Annotated in this window: 20 protein-coding genes; 12 read left to right on the top strand and 8 right to left on the bottom strand. The window is 38.2% G+C overall.

The window, feature by feature from the left end; translation table 11 throughout:
• Positions 1 to 32: 32 nt before the first annotated feature.
• Entirely contained in the window at positions 33 to 1,073 is a 1,041-nt protein-coding gene (gene epmB / locus GAB14E_RS11875) for an EF-P beta-lysylation protein EpmB (RefSeq protein ID WP_231562035.1), read from the bottom strand.
• A 98-nt stretch (positions 1,074 to 1,171) separates the two neighbouring features.
• Here epmB and efp point away from each other — a divergent pair, with 98 nt between their 5' ends.
• The 3 genes from efp (at position 1,172) to GAB14E_RS11890 (ending at position 3,766) form a co-directional block, all read left to right on the top strand.
• Positions 1,172 to 1,747, top strand: coding sequence for an elongation factor P (efp, locus tag GAB14E_RS11880; RefSeq protein ID WP_033082319.1), 576 nt, complete (start codon positions 1,172 to 1,174; stop codon positions 1,745 to 1,747).
• 63 nt (positions 1,748 to 1,810) lie between these two features.
• Complete coding sequence (locus tag GAB14E_RS11885) at positions 1,811 to 2,476, top strand: outer membrane beta-barrel protein (protein WP_231562034.1); 666 nt, start codon at positions 1,811 to 1,813, stop codon at positions 2,474 to 2,476.
• Between the two features lie 267 nt (positions 2,477 to 2,743).
• Positions 2,744 to 3,766 carry a LacI family DNA-binding transcriptional regulator gene (locus GAB14E_RS11890; protein ID WP_033082317.1) on the top strand — a complete coding sequence of 341 codons (1,023 nt, stop codon included), beginning with the start codon at positions 2,744 to 2,746 and terminating at the stop codon, positions 3,764 to 3,766.
• Positions 3,767 to 3,874: 108 nt separating this feature from the next.
• On the opposite strand, the gene GAB14E_RS11895 is transcribed toward GAB14E_RS11890, so the two are convergent.
• The 3 genes from GAB14E_RS11895 to GAB14E_RS11905 all read right to left on the bottom strand — a co-directional run bounded on the left by GAB14E_RS11895 (position 3,875) and on the right by GAB14E_RS11905 (position 9,183).
• Positions 3,875 to 5,356, bottom strand: a complete 1,482-nt coding sequence (locus GAB14E_RS11895; RefSeq protein ID WP_033082316.1) for an MFS transporter — start codon at positions 5,354 to 5,356, stop codon at positions 3,875 to 3,877.
• A 230-nt stretch (positions 5,357 to 5,586) separates the two neighbouring features.
• Positions 5,587 to 6,639, bottom strand: coding sequence for a glucokinase (locus GAB14E_RS11900; RefSeq protein WP_033082315.1), 1,053 nt, complete (start codon positions 6,637 to 6,639; stop codon positions 5,587 to 5,589).
• 3 nt (positions 6,640 to 6,642) lie between these two features.
• The gene (locus GAB14E_RS11905; protein ID WP_033082314.1) at positions 6,643 to 9,183 is read right to left on the bottom strand and encodes a glycoside hydrolase family 31 protein; all 2,541 of its coding nucleotides are present in this window, start codon (positions 9,181 to 9,183) and stop codon (positions 6,643 to 6,645) included.
• Positions 9,184 to 9,463: 280 nt separating this feature from the next.
• Here GAB14E_RS11905 and GAB14E_RS11910 point away from each other — a divergent pair, with 280 nt between their 5' ends.
• Both GAB14E_RS11910 and GAB14E_RS11915 read left to right on the top strand, forming a co-directional pair.
• Positions 9,464 to 11,116 (top strand): alpha-glucosidase family protein, encoded by a 1,653-nt coding sequence (locus tag GAB14E_RS11910; protein ID WP_033082350.1) that lies wholly within the window; start codon positions 9,464 to 9,466, stop codon positions 11,114 to 11,116.
• Positions 11,117 to 11,176: 60 nt separating this feature from the next.
• Positions 11,177 to 13,009 (top strand): alpha-amylase family glycosyl hydrolase, encoded by a 1,833-nt coding sequence (locus GAB14E_RS11915; protein WP_033082313.1) that lies wholly within the window; start codon positions 11,177 to 11,179, stop codon positions 13,007 to 13,009.
• 171 nt (positions 13,010 to 13,180) lie between these two features.
• Here GAB14E_RS11915 and GAB14E_RS11920 read toward each other — a convergent pair whose 3' ends face one another.
• The 3 genes from GAB14E_RS11920 to GAB14E_RS11930 all read right to left on the bottom strand — a co-directional run bounded on the left by GAB14E_RS11920 (position 13,181) and on the right by GAB14E_RS11930 (position 14,883).
• A complete protein-coding gene (locus GAB14E_RS11920; protein ID WP_033082312.1) occupies positions 13,181 to 13,567 on the bottom strand; it encodes a RidA family protein in 387 nt (128 codons plus the stop codon).
• A gap of 64 nt (positions 13,568 to 13,631) precedes the next feature.
• Complete coding sequence (locus GAB14E_RS11925; RefSeq protein ID WP_197061198.1) at positions 13,632 to 14,486, bottom strand: alpha/beta hydrolase; 855 nt, start codon at positions 14,484 to 14,486, stop codon at positions 13,632 to 13,634.
• Between the two features lie 19 nt (positions 14,487 to 14,505).
• Positions 14,506 to 14,883, bottom strand: a complete 378-nt coding sequence (locus tag GAB14E_RS11930; protein ID WP_033082311.1) for a nuclear transport factor 2 family protein — start codon at positions 14,881 to 14,883, stop codon at positions 14,506 to 14,508.
• An 88-nt stretch (positions 14,884 to 14,971) separates the two neighbouring features.
• Between GAB14E_RS11930 and GAB14E_RS11935 the strand changes: the two genes are divergently transcribed.
• Positions 14,972 to 15,877 (top strand): LysR family transcriptional regulator, encoded by a 906-nt coding sequence (locus GAB14E_RS11935; protein ID WP_033082310.1) that lies wholly within the window; start codon positions 14,972 to 14,974, stop codon positions 15,875 to 15,877.
• A gap of 219 nt (positions 15,878 to 16,096) precedes the next feature.
• Here GAB14E_RS11935 and GAB14E_RS11940 read toward each other — a convergent pair whose 3' ends face one another.
• Positions 16,097 to 17,752, bottom strand: coding sequence for an AMP-binding protein (locus tag GAB14E_RS11940; RefSeq protein ID WP_231562033.1), 1,656 nt, complete (start codon positions 17,750 to 17,752; stop codon positions 16,097 to 16,099).
• A 577-nt stretch (positions 17,753 to 18,329) separates the two neighbouring features.
• Between GAB14E_RS11940 and GAB14E_RS11945 the strand changes: the two genes are divergently transcribed.
• The 6 genes from GAB14E_RS11945 to GAB14E_RS11970 all read left to right on the top strand — a co-directional run bounded on the left by GAB14E_RS11945 (position 18,330) and on the right by GAB14E_RS11970 (position 22,578).
• Positions 18,330 to 18,770 (top strand): hypothetical protein, encoded by a 441-nt coding sequence (locus GAB14E_RS11945; RefSeq protein ID WP_033082309.1) that lies wholly within the window; start codon positions 18,330 to 18,332, stop codon positions 18,768 to 18,770.
• A 140-nt stretch (positions 18,771 to 18,910) separates the two neighbouring features.
• Complete coding sequence (locus GAB14E_RS11950) at positions 18,911 to 19,504, top strand: SMI1/KNR4 family protein (protein ID WP_033082308.1); 594 nt, start codon at positions 18,911 to 18,913, stop codon at positions 19,502 to 19,504.
• Between the two features lie 146 nt (positions 19,505 to 19,650).
• Complete coding sequence (locus GAB14E_RS11955) at positions 19,651 to 20,127, top strand: hypothetical protein (protein WP_156115725.1); 477 nt, start codon at positions 19,651 to 19,653, stop codon at positions 20,125 to 20,127.
• A gap of 13 nt (positions 20,128 to 20,140) precedes the next feature.
• Positions 20,141 to 20,704, top strand: a complete 564-nt coding sequence (locus GAB14E_RS0122975) for a hypothetical protein (RefSeq protein WP_156115724.1) — start codon at positions 20,141 to 20,143, stop codon at positions 20,702 to 20,704.
• Between the two features lie 120 nt (positions 20,705 to 20,824).
• Positions 20,825 to 21,322, top strand: a complete 498-nt coding sequence (locus GAB14E_RS11960; protein ID WP_033082305.1) for a P-loop nucleotide/nucleoside kinase family protein — start codon at positions 20,825 to 20,827, stop codon at positions 21,320 to 21,322.
• A gap of 75 nt (positions 21,323 to 21,397) precedes the next feature.
• A protein-coding gene (locus GAB14E_RS11970; protein ID WP_156115705.1) for an IS3 family transposase occupies positions 21,398 to 22,578 on the top strand; the annotation gives its coding sequence in 2 pieces (ribosomal slippage) (positions 21,398 to 21,683 and positions 21,683 to 22,578; 1,182 coding nt in all).
• The last annotated feature ends 34 nt before the right edge of the window (positions 22,579 to 22,612 follow it).

The raw sequence follows: 22,612 nt of genomic DNA, 5'->3' as shown, positions 1-22,612 counted from the left end.
CTAATGTTGATAATAGGGCTTTAATGAGGCAATTATGCCAGATTGATTGGTGTTTTGTTAGCTTGGCCGGCAATTTCTCTGACCAATTTGGGCATCATAAAGCCGGGTAAACTAGCCAACATATCTTTTACAATAGCTACAGCATCGGCTTCTGTTACATCAAAATGGGCAGCACCTTGTACCGCATCAAACAGGTGTAGATAGTAAGGTTGAATGCCAGCATCAAATAAACTCTCACATAAGTTATTTAATATTTCAGCGTTATCATTTACTCCGCGTAACAGTACACTTTGGTTAAAAAGCGGAATACGTGCCTCGCGTAGTGGTTCAATTGCTTGTCTTAGTTCATCATTAATTTCATTGGCATGGTTGATATGTAAAACCATAGTGGCTTTTAAGCGTGAATTTTTTAATAGCGCAACAAGGTTTGCGGTAATGCGATTAGGAATTACCACAGGCAAGCGAGTATGAAGTCGTAGGCGTGTCACATGGGGAATTTGTTCTATTTTATCGATCAGCCAAGCTAGGTGAACATCATTAGCCATTAATGGATCGCCGCCACTAAAAATGACTTCACTGATTTCACCATGGGCCGAAATATAATCAAGGGCACTTTGCCAGCGCTTCTTATTAGGGCTGTTATCTTGATAGGGAAAGTGACGGCGAAAGCAATAACGACAATTTACCGCACAGGCAGATTTTACTATCATCAATACGCGGTTTTTATACTTGTGCAGTAAACCTTCTGCGACGGTTTCATGTTCCTCTAGGGGATCTGAAGAGTAACCCTCTGTTATTAAGAACTCGCTAGACAGCGGCATAACTTGTTTGAGCAGAGGATCGTTAAAGTCACCTTTTTTCATGCGCTTAATAAAAGGAAGAGGAACACGAACAGGAAATAACTTACGGGCTTTGAAGTGTTGTAAATAGTCATCAGGAGAAATATTAAGTAGAGCTAATAGTTGTTCTGGCTCGGTCACAACATCACGTAAATCTTTTTGCCATGATTTTTCATCACAAAGATGCAAATCGTGATCAATTTGGGTTATTATCTGCGGCAATTCTAATTTCAATTGAACATCTCTTACTAGCTACTTATGCCATTATAACGGTTATAGCCCAGTGAAGATCAATTAAATAACTAAGTAATCAATAAAAGAGCACTCTTATTATGGCTAATTACAGTACCAACCAGTTCAAAGCTGGACTTAAAATCATGCTTGATGGCGAACCTTGTAACATTCTTGAAAATGAATTGGTTAAGCCAGGTAAAGGCCAAGCCTTTAGCCGGGTTAAAATTCGTAAACTAGTTTCTGGTAAAGTATTAGAGAAAACCTTTAAGTCAGGCGAGACTGTTGAAGGTGCTGACGTAATGGAAGTGGAACTTGCTTATTTATACGCGGATGGCGAGTTCTGGCACTTTATGAACAACGAAACTTTTGAGCAAATTGGTGCAGAAGAAAAAGCTGTAGCCGATACAATGAAGTGGTTAGTTGAAGGTGATATTTGTACCATTACTTTATGGAATGGCACGCCAATTACCGTAACACCAGCAAACTTTGTTGAAATCGATATCACTGAAACTGATCCAGGCTTAAAAGGCGATACTGCAGGTACTGGTGGCAAGCCAGCAACTTTAGCTACAGGCGCTGTGGTTCGTGTGCCGTTGTTTGTACAAATTGGTGAGAAAGTTCGTATTGATACACGCTCTGGCGAATATGTATCTCGTGCAACAAAAGCACAATAAACTTAAAGTAGTAACGCATAAGAATAAAATAAGGGAATAATAATGTTTTTTAACAAGGTGCTAATGTCAAAAATAATGATAGTTAGCTGTGTTGTTGGTCTATTAGCAGGTACGGTTAGTACTGATGTTAATGCTAAATATACCAAGCGTAGTGATAAGTGGGAAGCGAGCTTTAAAGTGTTAAACAACCAATCAAGTGTTGTAGATGGCCAAAATGGTGCTAAAACAGACATTGAGAGTGATTATGGTTGGGGTTTTACTTTAGGTTATAATGTAAACCCACATATTTTAGTTAACTTTGATTTTTCTTCATCAACACCAAGTTATCAAGCAACATTAATTGATGCTGACGATGGTAGTAGTCATCAAATAAACCATAAAATGGACTTGTTAGAAAGTCAATTTAACGTAGTTTATAGTGTCTTTGCATCACAATTTACTCCTTATTTCCAGGCCGGTGCTGGTTGGGCTTTTGTCGATAGTAATATTGCTAAAGGACCGCCAGGTTCAATTTGTTGGTGGGATCCGTGGTGGGGTTACGTCTGTGATAGTTATCAAAATACTTATAATGATGAGCGATTTTCATACAATGTTGCAGCAGGTTTTCGTTATGAGTTAGATAACAGCTTATTTTTCCGTGCTAGTTATAAGCAAGCTTGGATTGACTTTAGCAGCTCAGATGATGCCAGTATTGGTTCATACCATTTAGAAATAGGCTCTATTTTTTAAGTGAAATAAGAAAAAAGTATTTAAAACTATTGGTGAAGCATTTTCCATTATTCGATAGTAATTTAATAATAAAACCCAGCAAGCAGCACTTCTGTTTACTGGGTTTTTTATTGCTTAGAAATCTATGTCATAACACTGCTTTAGTTGGCTACTCTTTTTGAACAGCCTGTCAGTGTTTTAATCTAGTTTACATCGCTGCTAGCTATACATAAGACAGTGGCTCAGGTATATTCAATATTGTTATTTTTACTTGTTTAAGTAGGCCACGTGAAAGAAAAATCAACGTCATTTGATATTGCTTATAAGGCTGGGGTTTCTCAGTCAACTGTCTCAAGAGCTTTGCGAAATAGTCCATTAGTTAATGAGGCAACACGAGAAAAAATCCAAGCCATCGCTAAAGAGTTAAATTACAAGGTTGATAAAAATGCCAGTAATTTACGCTCACAACAAAGTGATACTATTGCTCTGTTGTTATTTGAAGACCCTACCAATGATGACTCCGCAATAAACCCTTTTTTCCTCTCTATGTTGGGTAGTATCACTCGGGCTTGTTCACAAAAAGGCTATGACTTATTAGTATCTTTTCAACAAGCAAGTGATGACTGGCACGCAGATTTTGAAGATAGTAATAAAGCCGATGGCTTGATTTTGCTAGGTTATGGCGACTATGTTGACTACGAAGAGAAACTAGTTAAATTGCTTGAGCAAGGCACTCACTTTGTTCGCTGGGGGGCTGAAGTTAAAAACTTACCCCTTATCTCGGTAGGTTGTGATAACTACCAAGGTGGCAAAGAAATGACTGAACATCTCATTAAAAAAGGCCGTAAGAATATTGCTTTTTTAGGCAGCGCTTCTACCCATGCGCCAGAATTCTTTGAACGTTACAAAGGCTATTGTCAGTCGTTAAAAGCTAATGGCATCGTGGTGAATCCACTGTTGCAGTTTAATGCGCTTTATACCGAAGAAGCGGGTTATCAGGCTGCATGCCAATTAATATCAAATGGTGAATATTTTGACGCCATATGTTGTGCATGTGATTTGATTGCCATCGGTACTATGCGCGCATTACAAGAGCATAACCTAGACATTCCAGAACAAGTTGCTTTGGTAGGTTTTGATGATATTGCCATTGCCAGTTTTACTTTCCCACCACTAACAACGGTGAAGCAAGATACCCAATTAGCGGGTGAGTTATTAGTAAATACTTTACTGACGATGATTAGTGGTGAAGAAGCTAAAACAACCTTAATTCCACCTGAATTGGTTATACGTAAATCTTGTGGTAGTTAGTTAGTTAGCTAGTTGAGTTTTACTTTAAAACAAACTTAACGGAACAAACTAAATAGGCGCTTTAAGCGCCTTTTTAGTTTGTTCCGTTAAGTTATTGTGGTACAGGTATTAAGCGGTAACTTCTGAATGATGATTTTCAGTTTTTTCTTCAACACCATCTTTAACAAAGTAAACCGATAGTGCCGCTAAAATCATTGAACCACCGGCTAGCATAATGATATAGATGGCTTGATTGTCGAACACCGCAGTTAAAATCCAACCGGCAAAAATACCTGACACTATTTGTGGCGCGGCAATGGTGAAGTTAAATATACCCATATAAACACCGGTTTGTTTTACTGGCAGTGAGCCAGCTAAAATAGCATAAGGCATTGCCAATATTGCAGCCCAAGCCATGCCAACACCGATCATTGGCAAAAATAGTGATACCGCACCTTGTGGTACTGTAATTTCAGTAATGGCTAAATTAACTAATGTTGGCTCTGTGCTTTGGATAAACATAATACTGATATAACCAATGCCACCAGCGAGTAGTGATAACGAATAAGTTAATTTACGGCCAATGGTATTAGCAACTTTTGCCATAAAAATGGAAGCGATAGCGGCAAACAAAGAATAAGCAGCAAAGATAATACCCACCCAATCACCGGCAGTACCTTTTGCTTTAGCAATGTGCTCAGGTATAGCGCCAACTGATGTTAAATAACTTGGGTCAAACCACTTAGCATCAATGCCCCATATATGCTGGGCAATGGCTGGCATGGTATATACCCACATAATAAATAACGCAAACCAAGAGAAAAATTGCACCAAGGCAAGTTGTCTCATGGTGGTTGGCATAGTTTTCATTAGACCAAAAAATCCTGCTAATTTCTCACTAAGTGGGCTATTTGTATCACTCTTTTCTAATATTGCTAAACCATTAGTACCCGGCGTATATTCTTTGGTTCTAAAAACAGTCCATAATACTGAACCTAACATAACTGTGGCACCAATATAAAACGCCCAAATAACCGATGGCGCGACAGTGCCAGCCTCTGCAGTATTTTCTAAGCCAATAACATTAGTTAAAACAAAAGGTAAAATAGAACCAAAAACGGCGCCAATATTAATTAAAAAAGATTGAATAGAATAACCGACAGTTCGTTGTTCACTTGGTACCATGTCAGACACAAGCGCACGAAAGGGCTGAAAAGCTAAATTAAAAGAAGCATCCATCAGGGCTAACATCATAGCGCCAAAAAATAATGGTGTGATAAAACTCGCTAACGTTGCTGAATTTGGCATTAATAACATGCCAATAGCGGCGGCAATACCACCGGCTAAAATATAAGGATTACGACGACCTAATTTGTTCCAGGTCTTATCTGAAGCAGAGCCAACGATAGGTTGAATAAGCAGACCCATAATAGGGGCAACTAACCAAAATAGTGATAATGAGTGTAAGTCAGCACCTAAATCGGAGAGTATCCTACTGGCATTGGCATTTTGTAAGGCAAAACCAAACTGTACACCGAGAAAACCAAAACTGACATTCCAAATTTGCCAAAAACTCAAACGTGGTTTTTGCTGATTATCTTTACTGCTCATATCAAAAACTCTTATTGTTATGTTTTGCGTTACTTGTTTTAAAAAAAAGCACATTATTATTTTAGAAAAACTCAATAATAATGTGCAATACCAATCAGGCATAAACAAGGTGTGTATTGAAATACTTTTTATGTGCACATGGCCAACAAAGCTACAGCAATGAATTTAATATACGCAGTTTCATCAACAACCACTAGCTGTTACATACGTATTCAGCAATATGCTTAGTCCTAGTTATTTTGCTTCTGCAGTACAAAAGCGGCAGCGCCAAGTAAGCCCGGTTGCTGCTCTGTTATCACGTAAGTAGGGGCTTGCTCAGTAATCGATGACAAGCGACCTTTTGTTTCAAACCGTGCTCTAAAGTCGCTATTTTTTAAATAATCTATAAAACGCGGCACTATTCCACCAGCGATATATACACCGCCTTGGCTATTCATTATTAAGGCAAGGTTACCAGCGAAGCTACCTAGTACATTACAAAAAAGTGTCAGAGTTTTCTCGCAAGTCGCACAAGTACCGGTAAGGGCTTTAGTGGTGATATCTTTAGCTGAAAGCTTATCGTTCACCGTGATAATTTCTTTACCTTCATCAATGAATAATAACGCTTGATAAACTTGCTCTAAGCCATAACCTGACAGTAATTGCTCGTATGAAACACGTTTTTTAATGCCTTGGATGAAGCTTCGCACTTGCTGCTCAGTGTCATTAATGGCGGCGAAATCAATATGGCCACCTTCACCACTAATACAGTGCCATTGGCTCTTACCTGAAACAGTTAGTGGGACTAAATTAGCTACCCCTAAGCCTGTTCCCGGACCACAGACTGAAATTGGTTTACCAGCAACACATACACCGCCACCAATTTTTACTTTTTGATTATCTGATAAAAGTGGAATTGCCATAGCTATCGCTGTGTAGTCATTAATAAAGCTTAACGAATTAAGTTTTAATGCCTGTTTGAGATCTTTCTGGGAAAACTGCCAAGGTAAGTTGGTCATGCTAATTAAGTCTTTATCTACTGGACAGGCAATGGCAAAACAAGCGTTAATTGTAAACTTATCAAGTTTTTTAGCTTCAAGGTAATGGGCAACCACTTCAGCTAAGCTAGTGAAGTCTTTGCATTGGTAAGTTTCAATATCACTGATATCTATGCCCGTAGTATCAATATCAGCATGTTCAGCTTCAGAGCTTGTCGTTGCTTGTGCTAACCTAATATTAGTGCCACCTATATCGGCTATGAGGTTAATCGTTTTTGTTGGTGAGCTAGGTAAGTTTGTATTCATTACTTATTGTATCGTTAAGGTTAGAGGTTGATGTTGCCAAGTAAAAGTGACCGTTAAGGTATTGCTTTTGTTTTGCCACATAGCATTATTTATCACTTTATTGTTCAAGCTAATTTTATTGGGGGGTTGCGCTATATTATGAATAACCAAGGTCATGATGCGCGCTTGTGGCATACCGTTATAACCCTTGCCGGTACGATTAATATTTATGGTTAATTGCTTTTTTTGCTGCTTAGCTGAAAATTTTAATAATTCAAATAAACCTTTTTCAATAGCTTGATAAGTTTCGCCATCATCTTCATACATTTCATAATCAGCGGAAGAGACTGAACTATCAGCATAATAATGTACGGTTAATTTGCAGGGGTCATAATCTTGGGTAGACTGAATATCATCAATCATAGGAATGAATGCACCGCCGCGTACAAGTACGGGTAGCGTTTCTAAGCGTGTTGCTAAGTTTATCGTTTGATTGCCCTGATACTTTTTAGCGGGTTTATTGTCACTGGTGAAATAGTCAAACCAAACACCGGCAGGTAAGTTAACATCTACAGAGCTGACATTAGCTGATACTACAGGCGTTACTAAAAATGCATCTCCCCAAAGGTAACTACTAACGTTATCAAATGAAGCTGAGTCGCTTTCTTGCTTAAATTCTTGCTCAAAGAAAAGCGGGCGCATTAATGGCATACCCGTAAGGCTATTTTGATAAGCTAAGCTGTAATTATATGGCAGTAGTTTATATCTTAGTTTGATGAATTTTCGAAGAATGTCTTGGGTTTGTTTGTCATGAAAAACAACTTCAGGAGCAATGTTATCTTGAGCGTGAGGGCGATAAATAGGCTGAAAAACACCGTACTGTAACCAGCGTATATACATTTCTTGATCAAAGGTCTCGCCACCAGCAAAACCGCCTAAATCAGAGTGAGTATAAGCCATGCCAAGCAAGCTCATCTGTAAGCTCAATTCTACTTGCGGCTTTAAGCCATCCCACGAACGACTAACATCACCAGTCCAAGGGATCATGCCATAACGCTGTGAACCAGAAAAACCTGAGCGCATTAGGATAAAGGGTCTCTGGTCTGGACTCATCTTAAGTTGATTGTCAAAAACCATTTTGGCCCATTGATGGCCGTAAACATTATGAATAGCGTCAGCATTAACTACGCTGCCATCGCTGAGGGTATGTAAGGTATCGCTTGGGTGAACTTCTGGCTCACCTAAATCACCCCACCAACCAGTGACGCCTTGTTGGTAAAGCTGCTGGTAAATATCGTTAAACCATTGTTGACCTTTGCCACTAAAGACATCAACCAAACCGGTATTGCCAAAGTAAAAATCAAATTGTTTAGCCTTTCCCTGTGCATCTGTCGCTAATGCTTGTTGCTTAACCGCATCCTGCCACTTACTGGAGGTGCTCAGTACAAAGGGTTCAGTGATCAAAATAGTTTTTACGCCTTGATCTTTAATATCACTGATCATTTTCTCAGGCTCAGGGAAGGCGTTTTTATCCCATGCTAAATTGCCCATATGACCTTTAATATCTTTACCAAACCAATATAAATCTAAAATCAGCGCATCAAGAGGGAAGTCTAAATCAATAAATTTATTTACCGTTGCTCTAACTTCTGCTTCTGAGCGATAGCCAAAACGTGAAGCATAATTACCTAAAGACCAGCGCGGTGGTAAAGGCTGTTTGCCGGTAACATCAACATAGTTATTGAGTAATTTAGGGTAAGTATCAGCGGAAAAAACAATATAAGCCATACGACCCGCAACGGCAGAAAACTCGAGGGTGTTTTTTTCCTTTTTAGCTAAATCCATATAACCCTTAGCGGAGTTATCGAATAACACTATGTATTTTTCACTCGACATTACCGCAGGTATAGAGAAGTTCATTTGCTGGGAGTGAGTGGTATAGCCGTAATGCGCACGATTATAAAGAGGGAAGCTATGGCCGCGCCTGTCCATGCCTAATACACGTTCGCCACCCCCGAGTAGTTTTTCCTTGTCGTTTAAGTGAAAGCGAAAACCTTGCACCGGCGATTCTTTGATTATTTTGCTTACAGTACTGCCTTCGCTAGCAGGAATTTCTTTGACTTCATTTACAGTACCGCTAAAAAATCCTTGCTGTTCGGCGATGAGTAACCTGTTTTTTTGGCTGTTATCTTTCTGGTAGTAGCTAATAGAAAAAGGGGTTTTGTTGATAACAGCGCTCAGTTTGTTCGAAGTCAGTGTCAGCTGTTTATTATCTTCTGTAATAACAAAGCTGCTATTCATCGCCTGTTCCTTGATAGCAAACGAGGGTAGCTGACTTGCAGGAAGTTTTTTATCCAGTGGTTGATAGTGTGCTGCTATGGCGCCTTCGCCATAAGCATCTAAAGTGACTGTCGCTAAATTCGTGGTGATAACAACCGTATTACCTTTTAACTTGTGACTTAGATAATTTGTATTACTTGCCAATGATTGGGGTGAGATGAGTAAGCAGCTTATTAAACTTGTTAATAAGTAAGCTGTGCAGTGTTTCAAGGTGAATAGACGCAAAACAATACCCTTAAAGTTGATGTGAAGACGATAGTGCTGTTGATAATAACCTTAGTATAAGCTGTGCAACATCTTGAATACGTATGCAAACCAGAGTAAAGATTGAATAAGCATTACATACGTATGTATTTTTTAACAAAGGCAATACATACGTATGCAAAGCCTTTCAGCTGAGTTTTTAATTGCGTATTCTTATTTGAAAGAATTATTAAGTGCTTGAATAATGACTGTTGATAAAAGCTGTCAGCAAACGAGCAAGTATCAGTGTTGGGGTTTTCAAATGAATGAACAAATGTGGTGGCGTGGCGCGGTAATTTATCAGATTTATCCGCGTAGCTTCTATGATGCTAATCAGGACGGTATAGGCGATTTGCCAGGAATCATTAGTAAGTTAGATTATATTGCTAGCTTAGGCGTTGATGCTATTTGGATCTCGCCTTTTTTCAAATCTCCAATGAAAGACTTTGGTTATGATATTAGCGACTATCGTGATATCGATCCTATCTTTGGTACCCTAGCGGACTTTGATGAACTTGTGCTTAAAGCACATGCGCTTGGCATTAAAATCATGATTGATCAGGTGCTTAGTCATACCTCTGATCAACATCAATGGTTTGTTGATTCACGTGAAGATCAAAGTAACGATAAAGCTGACTGGTATGTATGGAGTGATGCCAAAGAAGATGGCACTGCACCGAACAATTGGTTATCTATATTTGGTGGAACAGGCTGGACTTGGGATCCTAGGCGTCAACAATATTACCTGCATAACTTTCTAACTAGCCAGCCAGACTTAAACTTCCATAACCCAGATGTGCGTCAAGCCGTGTTAGACAATATTGAGTTTTGGCTTAAACGTGGTGTTGATGGTTTCCGTCTTGATGCTATTAACTTTTGTTACCATGATGCTCAATTACGTGATAACCCAGCTAAGCCTAAAGCATTAAGAACAAGCATAGGTTTTGATGAGAAAAATCCATACGCGTATCAGTATCATTACTTTAATAATACCCAAGATGAAAACCTCGGTTTCATGGAGGATATTCGCACTCTGCTTGACCAGTATCCAGGTACTGTGGCATTAGGTGAAATATCTTCAGAAGACTCCTTAAAAACCATGGCAGAATATACCCAAGGCGATCACCGTTTGCATATGGGTTATAGCTTTGATTTATTAACCGATAACTTCAGTGCGAGTTATATTAAACAAGTAGTAGAGACGCTTGAATCGCGTGTTTCAGATGGGTGGCCATGCTGGTCTATTTCAAATCACGATGTAGCGCGTGTTGTTACAAGGTGGGGCGGCTTTAACAGTAAAGATTTTGCTAAAATGCTTTTTGCGATGATTTCATCATTACGCGGTAGTATTTGTAGCTATCAAGGTGAAGAGTTAGGTTTAACAGAAGCAGATATTGCCTTTGAAGATATTCAAGACCCTTATGGCATAACCTTTTGGCCACAGTTCAAAGGTCGAGATGGTTGCAGAACGCCGCATCCATGGCAGAAAAACGCTGTTAATGCCGGTTTTAGTGAAGGTAAACCTTGGTTACCAGTAGCAAGCGAACATTTTTCTAAATCAGTAGATGTTCAAGATGAAGCGATTGATTCAGTGTTAAATAGCTACCGTCACTTTAATCGCTGGCGCAAAGAGCAACCTGCTTTGCGTTATGGTGATATCAAATTTATTGATATCCCTGAGCCTAACCTTGCCTTTATCCGTCAATACCAAGGTGAGCAGTTATTAGTCTGTTTTAACTTTAGTGAGCAAAGCCAAACAGTGGCTTTATCTTCTCTAACTCAACAAAGCGATAGCCTAGTTGCGGTATCAGGGCATAAGCTAACAAGTGCAACCACTGTTGATGGCGAATTACAGTTACCTGCTTTTGGCTGCTTTTACTGCAAATTAGAGCCGAAGACTAGAACAGTAAGCTAAATGATTTAGCATCAGTAATGTCAGTAACGTAATTACGGTAAATGCACAAAGAGAATTTATATGAATTTTTTCAGTAAATGTACGGCACTAGCAGCAATAAGCTTGGCATGTTTCACATCAGGAGTAAGCCAGGCAAGCGAAGCTAAGCTAATACCAAAGCTATCAGAAAAATTAACTGCAAAAGCAGCAACGTTAGCACCTTATCAACAACGTGATTTTCAAGAAGAAGTCTTTTACTTTGTTTTACCGGATCGTTTTTATAATGGTGATAGCAGCAATGATTTAGGTGCTGCAGCCAATGATATAAAACGTAGCGTTTCTCACGGAGGTTTTGATAAAAGTCATAAAGGTATGTATCACGGCGGTGACTTAGCAGGGCTAACTGAAAAATTACCTTACCTTGATAATATGGGCGTAAGTGCTATTTGGTTAACGCCAGTATTGCGTAATCGTGCGATGCAAGCAGGGACTTCAGGATATCATGGTTATTGGATATTAGATTTTACTGAAATTGACCCTCATCTTGGCAGTAACGCAGAGCTGAAAAATTTTATTGAGCAAGCACACAAGCGCAATATTAAAGTATTTTTCGATATTATTACCAACCATACTGCTGACGTGATCAAGTACAAAGAATGTCACGGCGAAGATGGCTTAGGTTGGATTGTTGATGGTGGTAAAAATAAAGGCAATGATTGTCCCTTTATTTCAATGGCACAACTTGCGATAGGCAAACATTACACGCCATTAATTCCAACGGGCGATGAAACAATAAAATTTCCCAACTGGCTTAATGACATGGGTGTCTATCACAACCAAGGTGATTCATTTTGGCGTGGTGAAAGCTCAGTACGTGGTGACTTCGCTGGTCTTGATGACTTATATACTCAAAAAGCCAGTGTTGTTCATGGCATGGTCGATATTTACAAAGATATCATTGATGAGTTTAAGCCTGATGGCTTTCGTATTGATACCGTTAAACATGTCAATATAGAGTTTTGGCAACAATTCTCACCAGCATTAATGCAGCATGCTAAAACACAAGGAATAGATAATTTTTTCATGTTTGGTGAGGTGTATAGTTTTGAACCTGAGAATTTAAGTCGCTTTACCACTGAAGCCAAAATCCCATCCGTATTAGACTTTGCTTTTCAAGGCGCAATGACAAAAAGCTTGGTTGAACAGCAGGGCACAGACGTATTGGCGCAATTATTTGCAAAAGATCATTTTTATCAAACTGAACATAAAGACCTTGGCCTTAAAAGTATGCGCAATGCCAATGCCAATCAATTAGTTAACTTTACTGGTAATCATGACATGGGGCGCTTTGCTTACTCACTTAAACAAAGCCCTTATAACTATAATGAACAAGCACAAATTCAACGTAACTTGTTAGCGCATGCGATGATGTTCTTTAGTCGCGGTGTTCCGGTTATTTATTATGGAGATGAGCAAGGTTTTGTTGGTGATGGTGGTGATCAAGCTTCACGCCAAGATATGATGCCGTCTCTTGTTGGCAGTTATAATGATGATGATTTATTAGCAACGGATAGCACCACAGCAGACGATAACTTTGATATCAATCATCCGCTTTATCAAAGTTTTGCTAAGTATTCTCAGCTATATCAGCAGTACCCAGCGTTACGTTTTGGTGAACAGTCGGTTGTTTATTCGCAAGATAAACCGGGGGTTTTTGCTATTACACGTCAAATGAAAGCGACAAATTCGAGCAAGACACAAAATTTATTAGTTGTGTTTAATACCGCGACTGATGTGAAAAATTTGAATGTGTTAACAGAGCAAGCAAAGGCAAAGTTGCTGTATCGTTCAGACCAAGCTGGAAAAATTGATGAAATATCAGGGTTGAGCTTTGCCATTTATCAGCTGAAGTAGTTATTAGTCATATAACTTCAGCTGTTAATTTTCAGTAAATATTATTAAAAGTACTTGATACTTAGTTAACCATAACCAAAGTATCAAGTGGCTTCTTAGTGCAATACATGTAAGGAAAATATGGCCCTAAGTTTGTTAATTACTAAGTTCTCATTGCCTTAGCCAACAGGTTTATCTTTTTGCCGCCTGCGCTTCAATCTCAACCTTCCAGAGTGGATCAAATAAACCCGCAACAAAAATTAAGGTGATTGGCAATCCACTGATATCAAATAGTCTTTGCTTGGCTTTAGCGTAACTAGCTAGGCTTTCTCTGTCTGTTAGGTAAAGTCTGACGCTAACGAGATCTTTAAGCTTCATATCGTTGGCAATTAATACTGCTTGAACATTTTTCCAAGCCTGAACAACTTGATCTTCGACACTAGTCAATAATTCACCACTGGGGGTGATACCTAATTGGCCGGCAATATGTAGCGTTTGACTGCCAGCTTCAACTAATACGCAATGATTATAATCAGCTTTAGGCGGGTGAACGCTATTGGGGTTCCAGGTTTTATTCATGTATATATCCGGTTTTATAATAAATAAACATCAATGAAAATGGGTCCAATGGACCCATTTTTAACTATTTATCGCTTGTTAAGTCTTCAGAAATTGAAAGTAAAATTGATGCTAGCTTTCTGGGTTGTGAAAAGTTAGGAGTATGGCTACTCGCAATACTATAACTTTTCTTAACTTTTCCAGTGTACATAGCACGTTGAACAGCAATGGGTATTGCTCTATCTTGAGTACACTCAATATAATACTTGGCTAGCTTGCCAAAATTCTGTTTTGTAATTTCAAGCTCATACATTAGAGGAGCAGCGGGCTCCGCTACTATATAAGGCTTGGCTGTGGCGAAAGCTTCTTCAGGAATATCATGGGCAAAAGCATTTTGAATTTCATCTTCTTTAACCAGAGCATAAGATTCATCCTCTGAAAGATAAAAGTTATCTACTGCTGTGGAGCCTTCAACACCTTGTACTGCCTTAATAAATGAGCCACCTTCAGGTAATAAAAAAGCACTCAGATAAACAACGCCTTTTACTTTATTTGGTCTTAACTCTGCTGCACGACTAACCGTGATACCATTAAAGCTATGGCCAACAAGAATAACGGGTCGATCTTGTTTGTCTAAAATATCCGTTAACGTTCTCACATAGGAATCCATGGTGATTTCTGCTGCTGGCGTGTTATCACTGCCATGACCGGGTAAGTCAGGGGCGATAACTTGATGACCTTCTTCTGTTAGTGCTGCAGTAACCCCTTGCCATTGCCAGCCACCTAACCAAGCTGAGTGGACTAATAAATAAGTTTCTTTTGTTGGTTTCATCACGTTACTCTCTATTTTTATTGAATTATTCGGTTGTGCATTGATTGGTAAACTACTTATTAAAGTAATTATCAGGCTGCAAAATACTACTGATAACTGTTTTCTCATTGCTTCACCCTTATTAGTTTTAAAATTGCTCTTCAACGGTAAAATCATCTTCAGAGAAACGCCAAACACCGTCTTTTTTGACCCAAAATTCTTTAGTGATAAACCCCTTACCAACATTCATTGACCACTTTGCAGATAACTTAGCGCTATCCTTATCAATTACTTCAATATGCACGTCTGTGTAAATGAGGTTAGTTGCCCCTGTACTCGTGACAAAGTTTTGCCAGAAATCATAAATCTCCGTACGACCTTTATATTGCCCCATTGGTCTGGCATCCATAACGGCTTGCTCTAGATATTGCTCAGAGCAATAATTAATGTCACCTATGTTAAATGCCGCTATCCATTTTTTACTGGCCGTTAATATTTCTGCTTTAGTGTTATCTATTGTCATCATTGTTTTTTCTTGTCGTTAAATGAGCCGAAAGACAAGTTTATAGTTAAATAAATTGTCAATAAACATAGGTTTTGTTAACTTATTGTTTATGAAAATTAAACAAAAGAACCTGTATCATTTATTAATGGTATTTAGGGAAGTCGTAAAGCAAGGTAGTTTTACAGCAGCGGCTGAGACGTTAGAGCTAACAAAGTCAGCCATTAGCCAATATATCACTCGGTTAGAGCAACACCTTGGGGTGCAGCTATTGATCCGCTCAACAAGGGCATTGAGCTTAACGAGTGTCGGATACAAATTATTGGAGCGAAGCGATGAGTTAAAGACCTTACTTGATATAACAATTGATGAAATTAATAACATCAAACAGCAACCAACAGGCAGTTTGAGCATTACCGTACCTCAGGCGTTAGCTCAACCCATTGTGTTACCCGCACTTAAACGCTTTAATAAGCAGTTTCCACAAGTTGAACCCAAGCTTATTGTTGATGATGGTAATTTAGATATTATTAAACAAGGTATCGATATTGCTGTTCGTGTCGGGGACCTTCAAGACAGTGAGTTAAAAGCCAGTAAAATTGGTGAGCACCAAGAAATATTAGTTGCCTCAACTAGCTATTTATCTTCGTTGGAAAAAGCGGTTACTTTAGATAATATTAAAGAGCAGCCCTTTATAGCTACTAGTTGGCAAACAACGAATCTGACCCACTACTTTAAAGATAACAAGGGTGCAGAGTATGAAGTTTTTTTAAAACCAAAGTTTGAAGTTAATAGTGCAAATATTGCTCTAGATCTAGTTTCACTTGGCTTGGGAATAGCTTTGTTACCTGATGTTTTTGTGAAACAGCATATTAATGAAGGAAAAATACAAGCTGTTTTAGGGCAATTAACAGGAAAAAAGCACAACATCTATTATGTCCATGCATACAAAGAAAAAGTACCGTTAAAAGTTAAATGGTTAATAGAGTTTTTAAAGGAAGCTATGACTAATCAATAGAATAAGAGGCTTGGTTATTATTGTATGTAACGAATATTGTAACTTGGCGTACATTGCTGGCGTTAGCGCTAGTTTCACTAACGCCAGCAATGTACGATAAAACGAACATTAGCTCAATACTTAGATTATGACTTCTGTTTGTAACAGCGGGACAGTTTTAGCTATGCTAAAACTGTCCCGCTGATGCGAATTAGACTAAATAATATAGCCTTTAAATATTTATCTTTGCACTATAATTTTATCTTCAACTATCTCAGGCAGTAACTTAAAGTAATGTTGTTCAATACTCTCGCGTTTTAGTTTCAGCGTTGGTGTTAATAGTTCATTTTCACATGTCCATGACTCGGCGCAAATAAAGATATAATCAAGTTTTTGATGGCTTTCTACTTCGATATTGACCTGTGTAAGAGTCGCTAATATATCCTGACGTATACGGCTATCAAACCGATCTTTCCCTTCAGCTAATACAACTAAAGCTATAGGTTGTTTCATGCCTAGGCCCATCACACATACTTGCTCAATATCGCTATTACGACATAACATTTGCTCGATTGGACCTGGCGCCACATACTTACCCTTTGAGGTTTTAAATTCCTCTTTAATTCGACCAATAATTTTATAAGCACCATCGATAGTTAATTCCCCTTTATCGCCAGTATGGAACCAACCATCCGTAAATGCGACTTCAGTTAAATCGGCATTTAAATAATACTCTTCAAATACAGCATCACCGCGGATCATTACTTCTTGTTGCTCTGACAATTTCATTTCAACACAAGCAATAGGTCGACCTATGGTTCCTAAGGAATCAGCGTTAAATGGAAAATTTCCGCATGATAAACCAGAGGTTTCAGTCATGCCCCAACCTTCACCAATTTTAACGCCAATCTTTTGAAACCATTGCAATAGTGATAGTGAAATGGGGGCCGAACCCGAGGCAAAAACTGTGGCACTATTGAGGCCAAGTTTAGTGCGGATTTTTTTCGCGATAATACTGCCAATAAAGGGCAATTTTAATAAGAAGTTTAATTTCTTTTCTGGTATTTGTTGTAAAACTTGTGCTTGAAATTTTGCCCATAAACGTGGAACAGACATAAAAAGAGTTGGCGATGCATAGCGCAAGTCATCGATAAAACTTGCTAAATTTTCAACAAAGTAAATTTGGCATCCTGAATAGTAAGCAACACTTTCAACGACAGAACGCTCAGTTATATGAGCTAGTGGTAAATAAGACAAAATTTTATCTTTACGGGTGGTTTTATTGGTATTGGCGGTACATTGAGCTGCCGATGCTAAATTTAAGTGACTGATCACAGCCCCTTTCGGGTTTCCCGTAGTACCTGAGGTATAAATAATCGACATACAATCATTAAGTTTAGGCTGATGAATAGTTGCTAAGGGTTGATAATCAGTCAGCCACGCTTGCCAGGTGTGCGAACAAGTAACCGTTGGATATGGAAAAGAAATACTCAATACCGAAGTGGGAATACTTGCCATTGCTGCGTCTAACGAGTCTAGCTTACCAACAAATATAGCCTTCATTTGGCTATGCTCAATCACATAGCTAATCGTGTTTTCACCTGCGGTTGCATAAATAGGAACACTTACCAGTCCTGCCATCATTATTGCCAAATCAGCGATAAACCATTGCGCACAATTTTTGGATAGTATGCCTATTCGATCGCCTTGCTGATAACCTTGAGCAAGTAAACCTGCCGCTATAGTTCGTGCTTGTTGTTCGACATCAGTAAAAGAGAATACATGCCATTGACCGTCAACGGGTTGATGTAGGAAAGGTTGTTGTTGGTATTTACCACTATTGGCGATAAAGTTTTGCAGTGTAGTTTGATAACCCATGCTTTTTATTTTAATCATTATGAATAATCGAACCAGAGTGAACGTGATTTTACTAATTAGCAAATTTTTATGCTGATTTTCAGTTATGTCAGTATTCGTAACTAAGTGATAGTTATCAGGGGATATTTTGACTCGTAAGCAAGGGCTGCTTCAAGCCTTGAGTTAAAATGGTAAATGCAAAGCTACCTTAATGCGATAATAATTTATGTCAGCTATAGGGTACACAGTGAGTCTTAGCTTATAAATAGTTCTCCGCTAACGACTTCTTGGTGCGCTAAGGCGACATTAGAAATAAATATTTTGCCATATATTTTCTAATGAATTATTCATCTGATGTTGCTGAGACGTCTTAGTAACACAACTCAACCAGTATGATTATTTTATAACTACTTGAAATTATGAAGATAAACCTATTTTTTCGTTAGCTTATTACTGATACCTCTTAGTAACACCCAACCATTTATAAAAAAATTATCGTTTACTGCTTCTAATATATTGATACCATAGGATATTAATATAAATTATTTAATATTTATGGTACGGACATTACTAAGACGTATCCATAGTAAGCTGTTATATTGCACAAGGAGGTTAGGTGAATTTCGTCAATAATATCGAAAACTCTTTTTATCCTGAGATATACTCCCAATCACTTTCACTAAATACTGATTTGAGTTTATGTCTGTTTAAAAAGGTTAAATTAGCCAGATACGTTTTAGCTGTTAAAGGTTTTGATTCAAACCTAGATATTAAAACTCAAATCGCAAACGCTCGTAAATCAATTAGGCAGCAAACTTCAGCTATGTGGCTCTTTAAAGAAATTGGTGCTTACATTGTATTTATTTGCGATGAACTCCCTGATTTAAAAGAGTCCCAATTAGAAATAGATCGTACAGGGTTTCACGCAGTTATAGTTCAAGGAGTTCACTTGGTTTCAAAGTCCGGCGTTCACTTATTTAACCACACTAAGTGGCGAAATTATTCGTTCGGAGATACTGAAAGTATTGCTTCAAGGCTAGTGAGTAGTGCAATATAACAAGCCATTCAAGCAGGACTTTTAACAGTTGGCTAGGTTCCGCTTCGCTTCACATTTTAGCCAACAATTAAAAGCCTCTTAATGGGGCGTTATATGTGTAGTCATTGGCAGAGTTTGTATTCATCAAATTAGGTTTAAAAATGAACGTAGTTGAAAATATAATTAAAAAATTATTTAGACCTAAAACTAGATTAGAAAAAATACCTGATTTACATACTATTGCTAGGAAGCAGCAAAAAAAGAAAGTGAATTCAATAATAAGTTCTGAAGAATTAATAAGTTTTGAACAACGTTTTGGAGTTACTCTACCTGATGAGTATAGAGAATATATTCAAAGAGTTAGTAACGGTGGTGTTGGCCCTTTATACGGTTTATTAACTTTGAAAGAAAGTATCGAGGTAACTAATAGGCTTGGTAAAGGTCTCCCAAATGATATTTTTTCAACTGAGTTTCCGCATGTGAAACCTTACAATCCAGCTGAAGACCCTTATTGGGAAAACCTATCGGATCAAGTAGATAGAAAAGAAATTTCATATGAAGACTATATTGTACAATATCGTTACGTAAGTGCAGGAACACTTCCTATCTCATCTGGAGGCTGCGGTACATATGCCCGACTTGTAATAACAGGGCCAGCACGCGGTCAAATCTGGGGTGATGATGTTCATAATGATAATGGTTATGTGCCTGTAGAAAACGATTTTTTCACATGGATTGAAAAGCGTTTACAATGATCAATTTTAAAGAGTAGCTAATACACATATAACAAGTCATTTAAAAGGACAAAAAAACAGTTGGTTTTTGCTCCTGCGTCGCTTATTTTAACCAACTATTTTTTGCCTCTTAATGAGGCGTTATGTTTTTCAAATGGAGTTTGGCTTTGCAATCTACAGATATAACAAAACTAATTGGAAAGCCTGTTTCAGATGAGGCTATCAATAATTGGCTAACTGTCGAAGGTCATCAACTTCCCGTCTTAGAGGAAGGTGACTATAGAACCTATATAGAATCGCCTGAACAAGGATACAGTGTAATATTTTCTGATGAATCAATGTTCCTAGGTAACGAGCAACAACCTATCGGAGCTGGTGAGCTATTTCTTAGTGGCGTATTCTTTTACTCTGATGGACTTGACGGATATGAGCAGTTTATCGATGGATTACCTAAAAGTATTAAGTTTGAAGATAATTATGAATCTTTAAATAATAAACTCGGCATTCCCGAATGGAAGCGGCATGGTGAAGATGAAGTTTTAATTTCCGAGAGGTGGGCGTACGGTAAACTCAAGATTCACGTCACTTACAATTCTTCGGGTACAATAGAGATAATATCAATTAGTGAGCCAGACAAAACATAACAAGTCGCTCAAAGTGGACACAAAACAGTTGGCTTGCGCTCATTCTTCGCTAATTTTAGCCAACAATTTTGCGCCCGTTAGCGAGGCGTTAACTGTACAGGCGATTATGGAAATTACTAAAAGTTCTAGGCATTCAAAAATAACAGGCGACTTTACAGAAAATCTTGTACTTTACTGGTTATCTAAATACGGATTTGAAAGTACTATTGTTGATCATACTGGAATAGACATCATTGCTAGAAACCCAAAAAATAACGAATTGATGGGAATATCTGTTAAAGCTCGTTCAAGAAATACGGGGAAAGAAAAGCAGTATTTGAGAATTGGAAATGATCATTTCCCTAAAGTAGAAGCTGCCTGTAATGCTTTTGGTTGTGTTCCGTATTTTGCGATCGTTATAGATGAACTAGATACGATAAAAGTGTTTATTACATCAATGCAACACTTATTAAGTCTACACCCGATGAGACAAACAAGTTCAGGGTGGAAAATGACTGATGATTGGGTCCGACAGTATGAAGGAGATCCTGAAATAAAAATGTTTGAATTTAAACATAAAACAACTGATTGGTGGTAAGTACAGTTAACAAGTCGTTCAAGCAGGACAAATAACAGTTGGCTTTTTGCTCCTGCGTCGCTTATTTTAGCCAACATATTATTTGCCTCTTAACGAGGCGTTATGCGTCAAGGAGGATTCATGTTACATCGAAGTACGTTGATATATTTTTGCGGAAAAATGGGCGCAGGAAAATCAACTGAATCTAAAAAAGTTGCAGCTGAACGTAATGCTGTACTCATTTCCGAAGATGAATGGTTATCTAAGCTTTATCCTAATCAAATCACATCTTTTGATGATTATATTAAATATTCTGCTCAGCTAAGACCTCTGATAAAGAATCATGTTCAAAACATATTAAGAACAGGCACAAGTGTAGTTATGGATTTCCCCGCTAATACAAAAAAACAGCGGGAATGGTTTAATCATTTATCCATAGAAGCAAAATCAGAATCGCTGCTTATTTACTTAAAAGTCAACAATGCATTGTGCATAAAACAAATAGTACAAAGAAGCATTGAACAACCATCAAGAGCAGCATTCGATAACGAAGAAATGTTTTATCAAGTTACTAAGTATTTTGAAGAACCAGATAAAAACGAAACAACAAACTTTGAGCTTGTAGTAAAAAACGCATAACAAGCTGTTCAAGCGGGACACTGATCTTCCCCCGATAAAACGGACACCAAAATCTAACTAAAGATGAGGTGTCTTATGCCTAAGTACAACAATCCAAGACGAACTTGGAAGTATTCAAATGACTTCAAAGTCAACGCTATTCAATTAAGTTATGTTGTTGGCGTCACAATAAAATCAGTCGCTGAAAAACTCGACATACACCCGTTTATGCTGTCACGATGGCGAAAAGAATATCGTGAAGGGATCATTGTGGCTGATAAACGAAAAAAAGTGGCTGGCCAATCAAAAGCCAAAAAAGTACTTACCAAAGAACAACAACTAGAACGTGAAAATAAACAGCTCAAGGAGGAGCTGTATATCCTAAAAAAGTGGCAACGGTTTCTTGCCGAGGAACATCAAGCCGATATCGATTCATCGAAAAACTCAGAGCCGACATAAAGGTAACGAGATTACTGAAGTTTTTTGATGTTTCTAAAAGTGGCTATTACGATTGGTGTGAACGTCAACCAAGTGCTAGAGCGATAGAGGATGTTGAACTTAAAAAGAAAATTCAGCAAATATTCACTGAGAATAAAGGACGCTATGGTAGTCCCCGCATATTTAAAGCCTTGCAAAAGCAAGGATACAGCATAGGTAAAAAACGTGTTGAACGCTTGTATCGTGCACTTGGCTTGGTCGCTCGAGTGATGCGCGTGACGACACGCTCTGCGTTTTATAAGCGCTTCCTTACGACAGGTAAAAACTTACGACCTGATGGTGAAGTGCCATTGGTTAAAAATAAAGTATGGGTAGCAGATGTCACGTATTTGAAAGTGAAAGGTATATGGCGTTATTTATCGGTAATAATGGATTTATATTCACGGCGTATTATTAGCTGGAGTTTAGATAAAAAGAGAACGATGGAAGTCACCAAACGAACACTAAAAAATGCAATAAAGAACCGAAGACCTCAAGGTGGTTTAATGCTGCATACAGACCGAGGTGTGGAATATCGAGGTAATGTTTTTCAAACGGCTTTAAAACGAGCAGGTATTACACATAGCTTAAGCCGAGCGGGTAAATGTACTGATAATGCGCATATGGAGTCATTTTTCCATTCAATGAAGACCGAAGTTATTCGCGGTAATGTATTTAATAGTGATAAAGAACTGCGCGGAACACTTGGAAGTTACATTAACAAATACTACAATGTTTCGAGGCTGCATTCAGGGATAAATTATTGTTCGCCAATAGAATATGAAGCCCTGGCAGCGTGAAAAAAAATGTGTCCGTTTTATCGGGGGAAGATCA

It is taken from the genome of Colwellia psychrerythraea (genome assembly GCF_000764185.1).
Taxonomy (GTDB): Bacteria; Pseudomonadota; Gammaproteobacteria; order Enterobacterales; family Alteromonadaceae; genus Colwellia; species Colwellia psychrerythraea_B.
This window is presented reverse-complemented; position numbering and strand designations above follow the sequence as displayed.

Bases quoted from the DNA above. Each gene is read 5' to 3' on its own strand.
- efp (WP_033082319.1), top strand. From the start codon at position 1,172: ATGGCTAATTACAGTACCAACCAGTTCAAAGCTGGACTTAAAATCATG.
- GAB14E_RS11885 (WP_231562034.1), top strand. From the start codon at position 1,811: ATGTCAAAAATAATGATAGTTAGCTGTGTTGTTGGTCTATTAGCAGGT.
- GAB14E_RS11895 (WP_033082316.1), bottom strand. From the start codon at position 5,356: ATGAGCAGTAAAGATAATCAGCAAAAACCACGTTTGAGTTTTTGGCAA.
- GAB14E_RS11900 (WP_033082315.1), bottom strand. From the start codon at position 6,639: ATGAATACAAACTTACCTAGCTCACCAACAAAAACGATTAACCTCATA.
- GAB14E_RS11910 (WP_033082350.1), top strand. From the start codon at position 9,464: ATGAATGAACAAATGTGGTGGCGTGGCGCGGTAATTTATCAGATTTAT.
- GAB14E_RS11915 (WP_033082313.1), top strand. From the start codon at position 11,177: ATGAATTTTTTCAGTAAATGTACGGCACTAGCAGCAATAAGCTTGGCA.
- GAB14E_RS11920 (WP_033082312.1), bottom strand. From the start codon at position 13,567: ATGAATAAAACCTGGAACCCCAATAGCGTTCACCCGCCTAAAGCTGAT.
- GAB14E_RS11925 (WP_197061198.1), bottom strand. From the start codon at position 14,486: ATGAGAAAACAGTTATCAGTAGTATTTTGCAGCCTGATAATTACTTTA.
- GAB14E_RS11930 (WP_033082311.1), bottom strand. From the start codon at position 14,883: ATGATGACAATAGATAACACTAAAGCAGAAATATTAACGGCCAGTAAA.
- GAB14E_RS11935 (WP_033082310.1), top strand. From the start codon at position 14,972: ATGAAAATTAAACAAAAGAACCTGTATCATTTATTAATGGTATTTAGG.
- GAB14E_RS11940 (WP_231562033.1), bottom strand. From the start codon at position 17,752: ATGATTAAAATAAAAAGCATGGGTTATCAAACTACACTGCAAAACTTT.
- GAB14E_RS11950 (WP_033082308.1), top strand. From the start codon at position 18,911: ATGAACGTAGTTGAAAATATAATTAAAAAATTATTTAGACCTAAAACT.
- GAB14E_RS11960 (WP_033082305.1), top strand. From the start codon at position 20,825: ATGTTACATCGAAGTACGTTGATATATTTTTGCGGAAAAATGGGCGCA.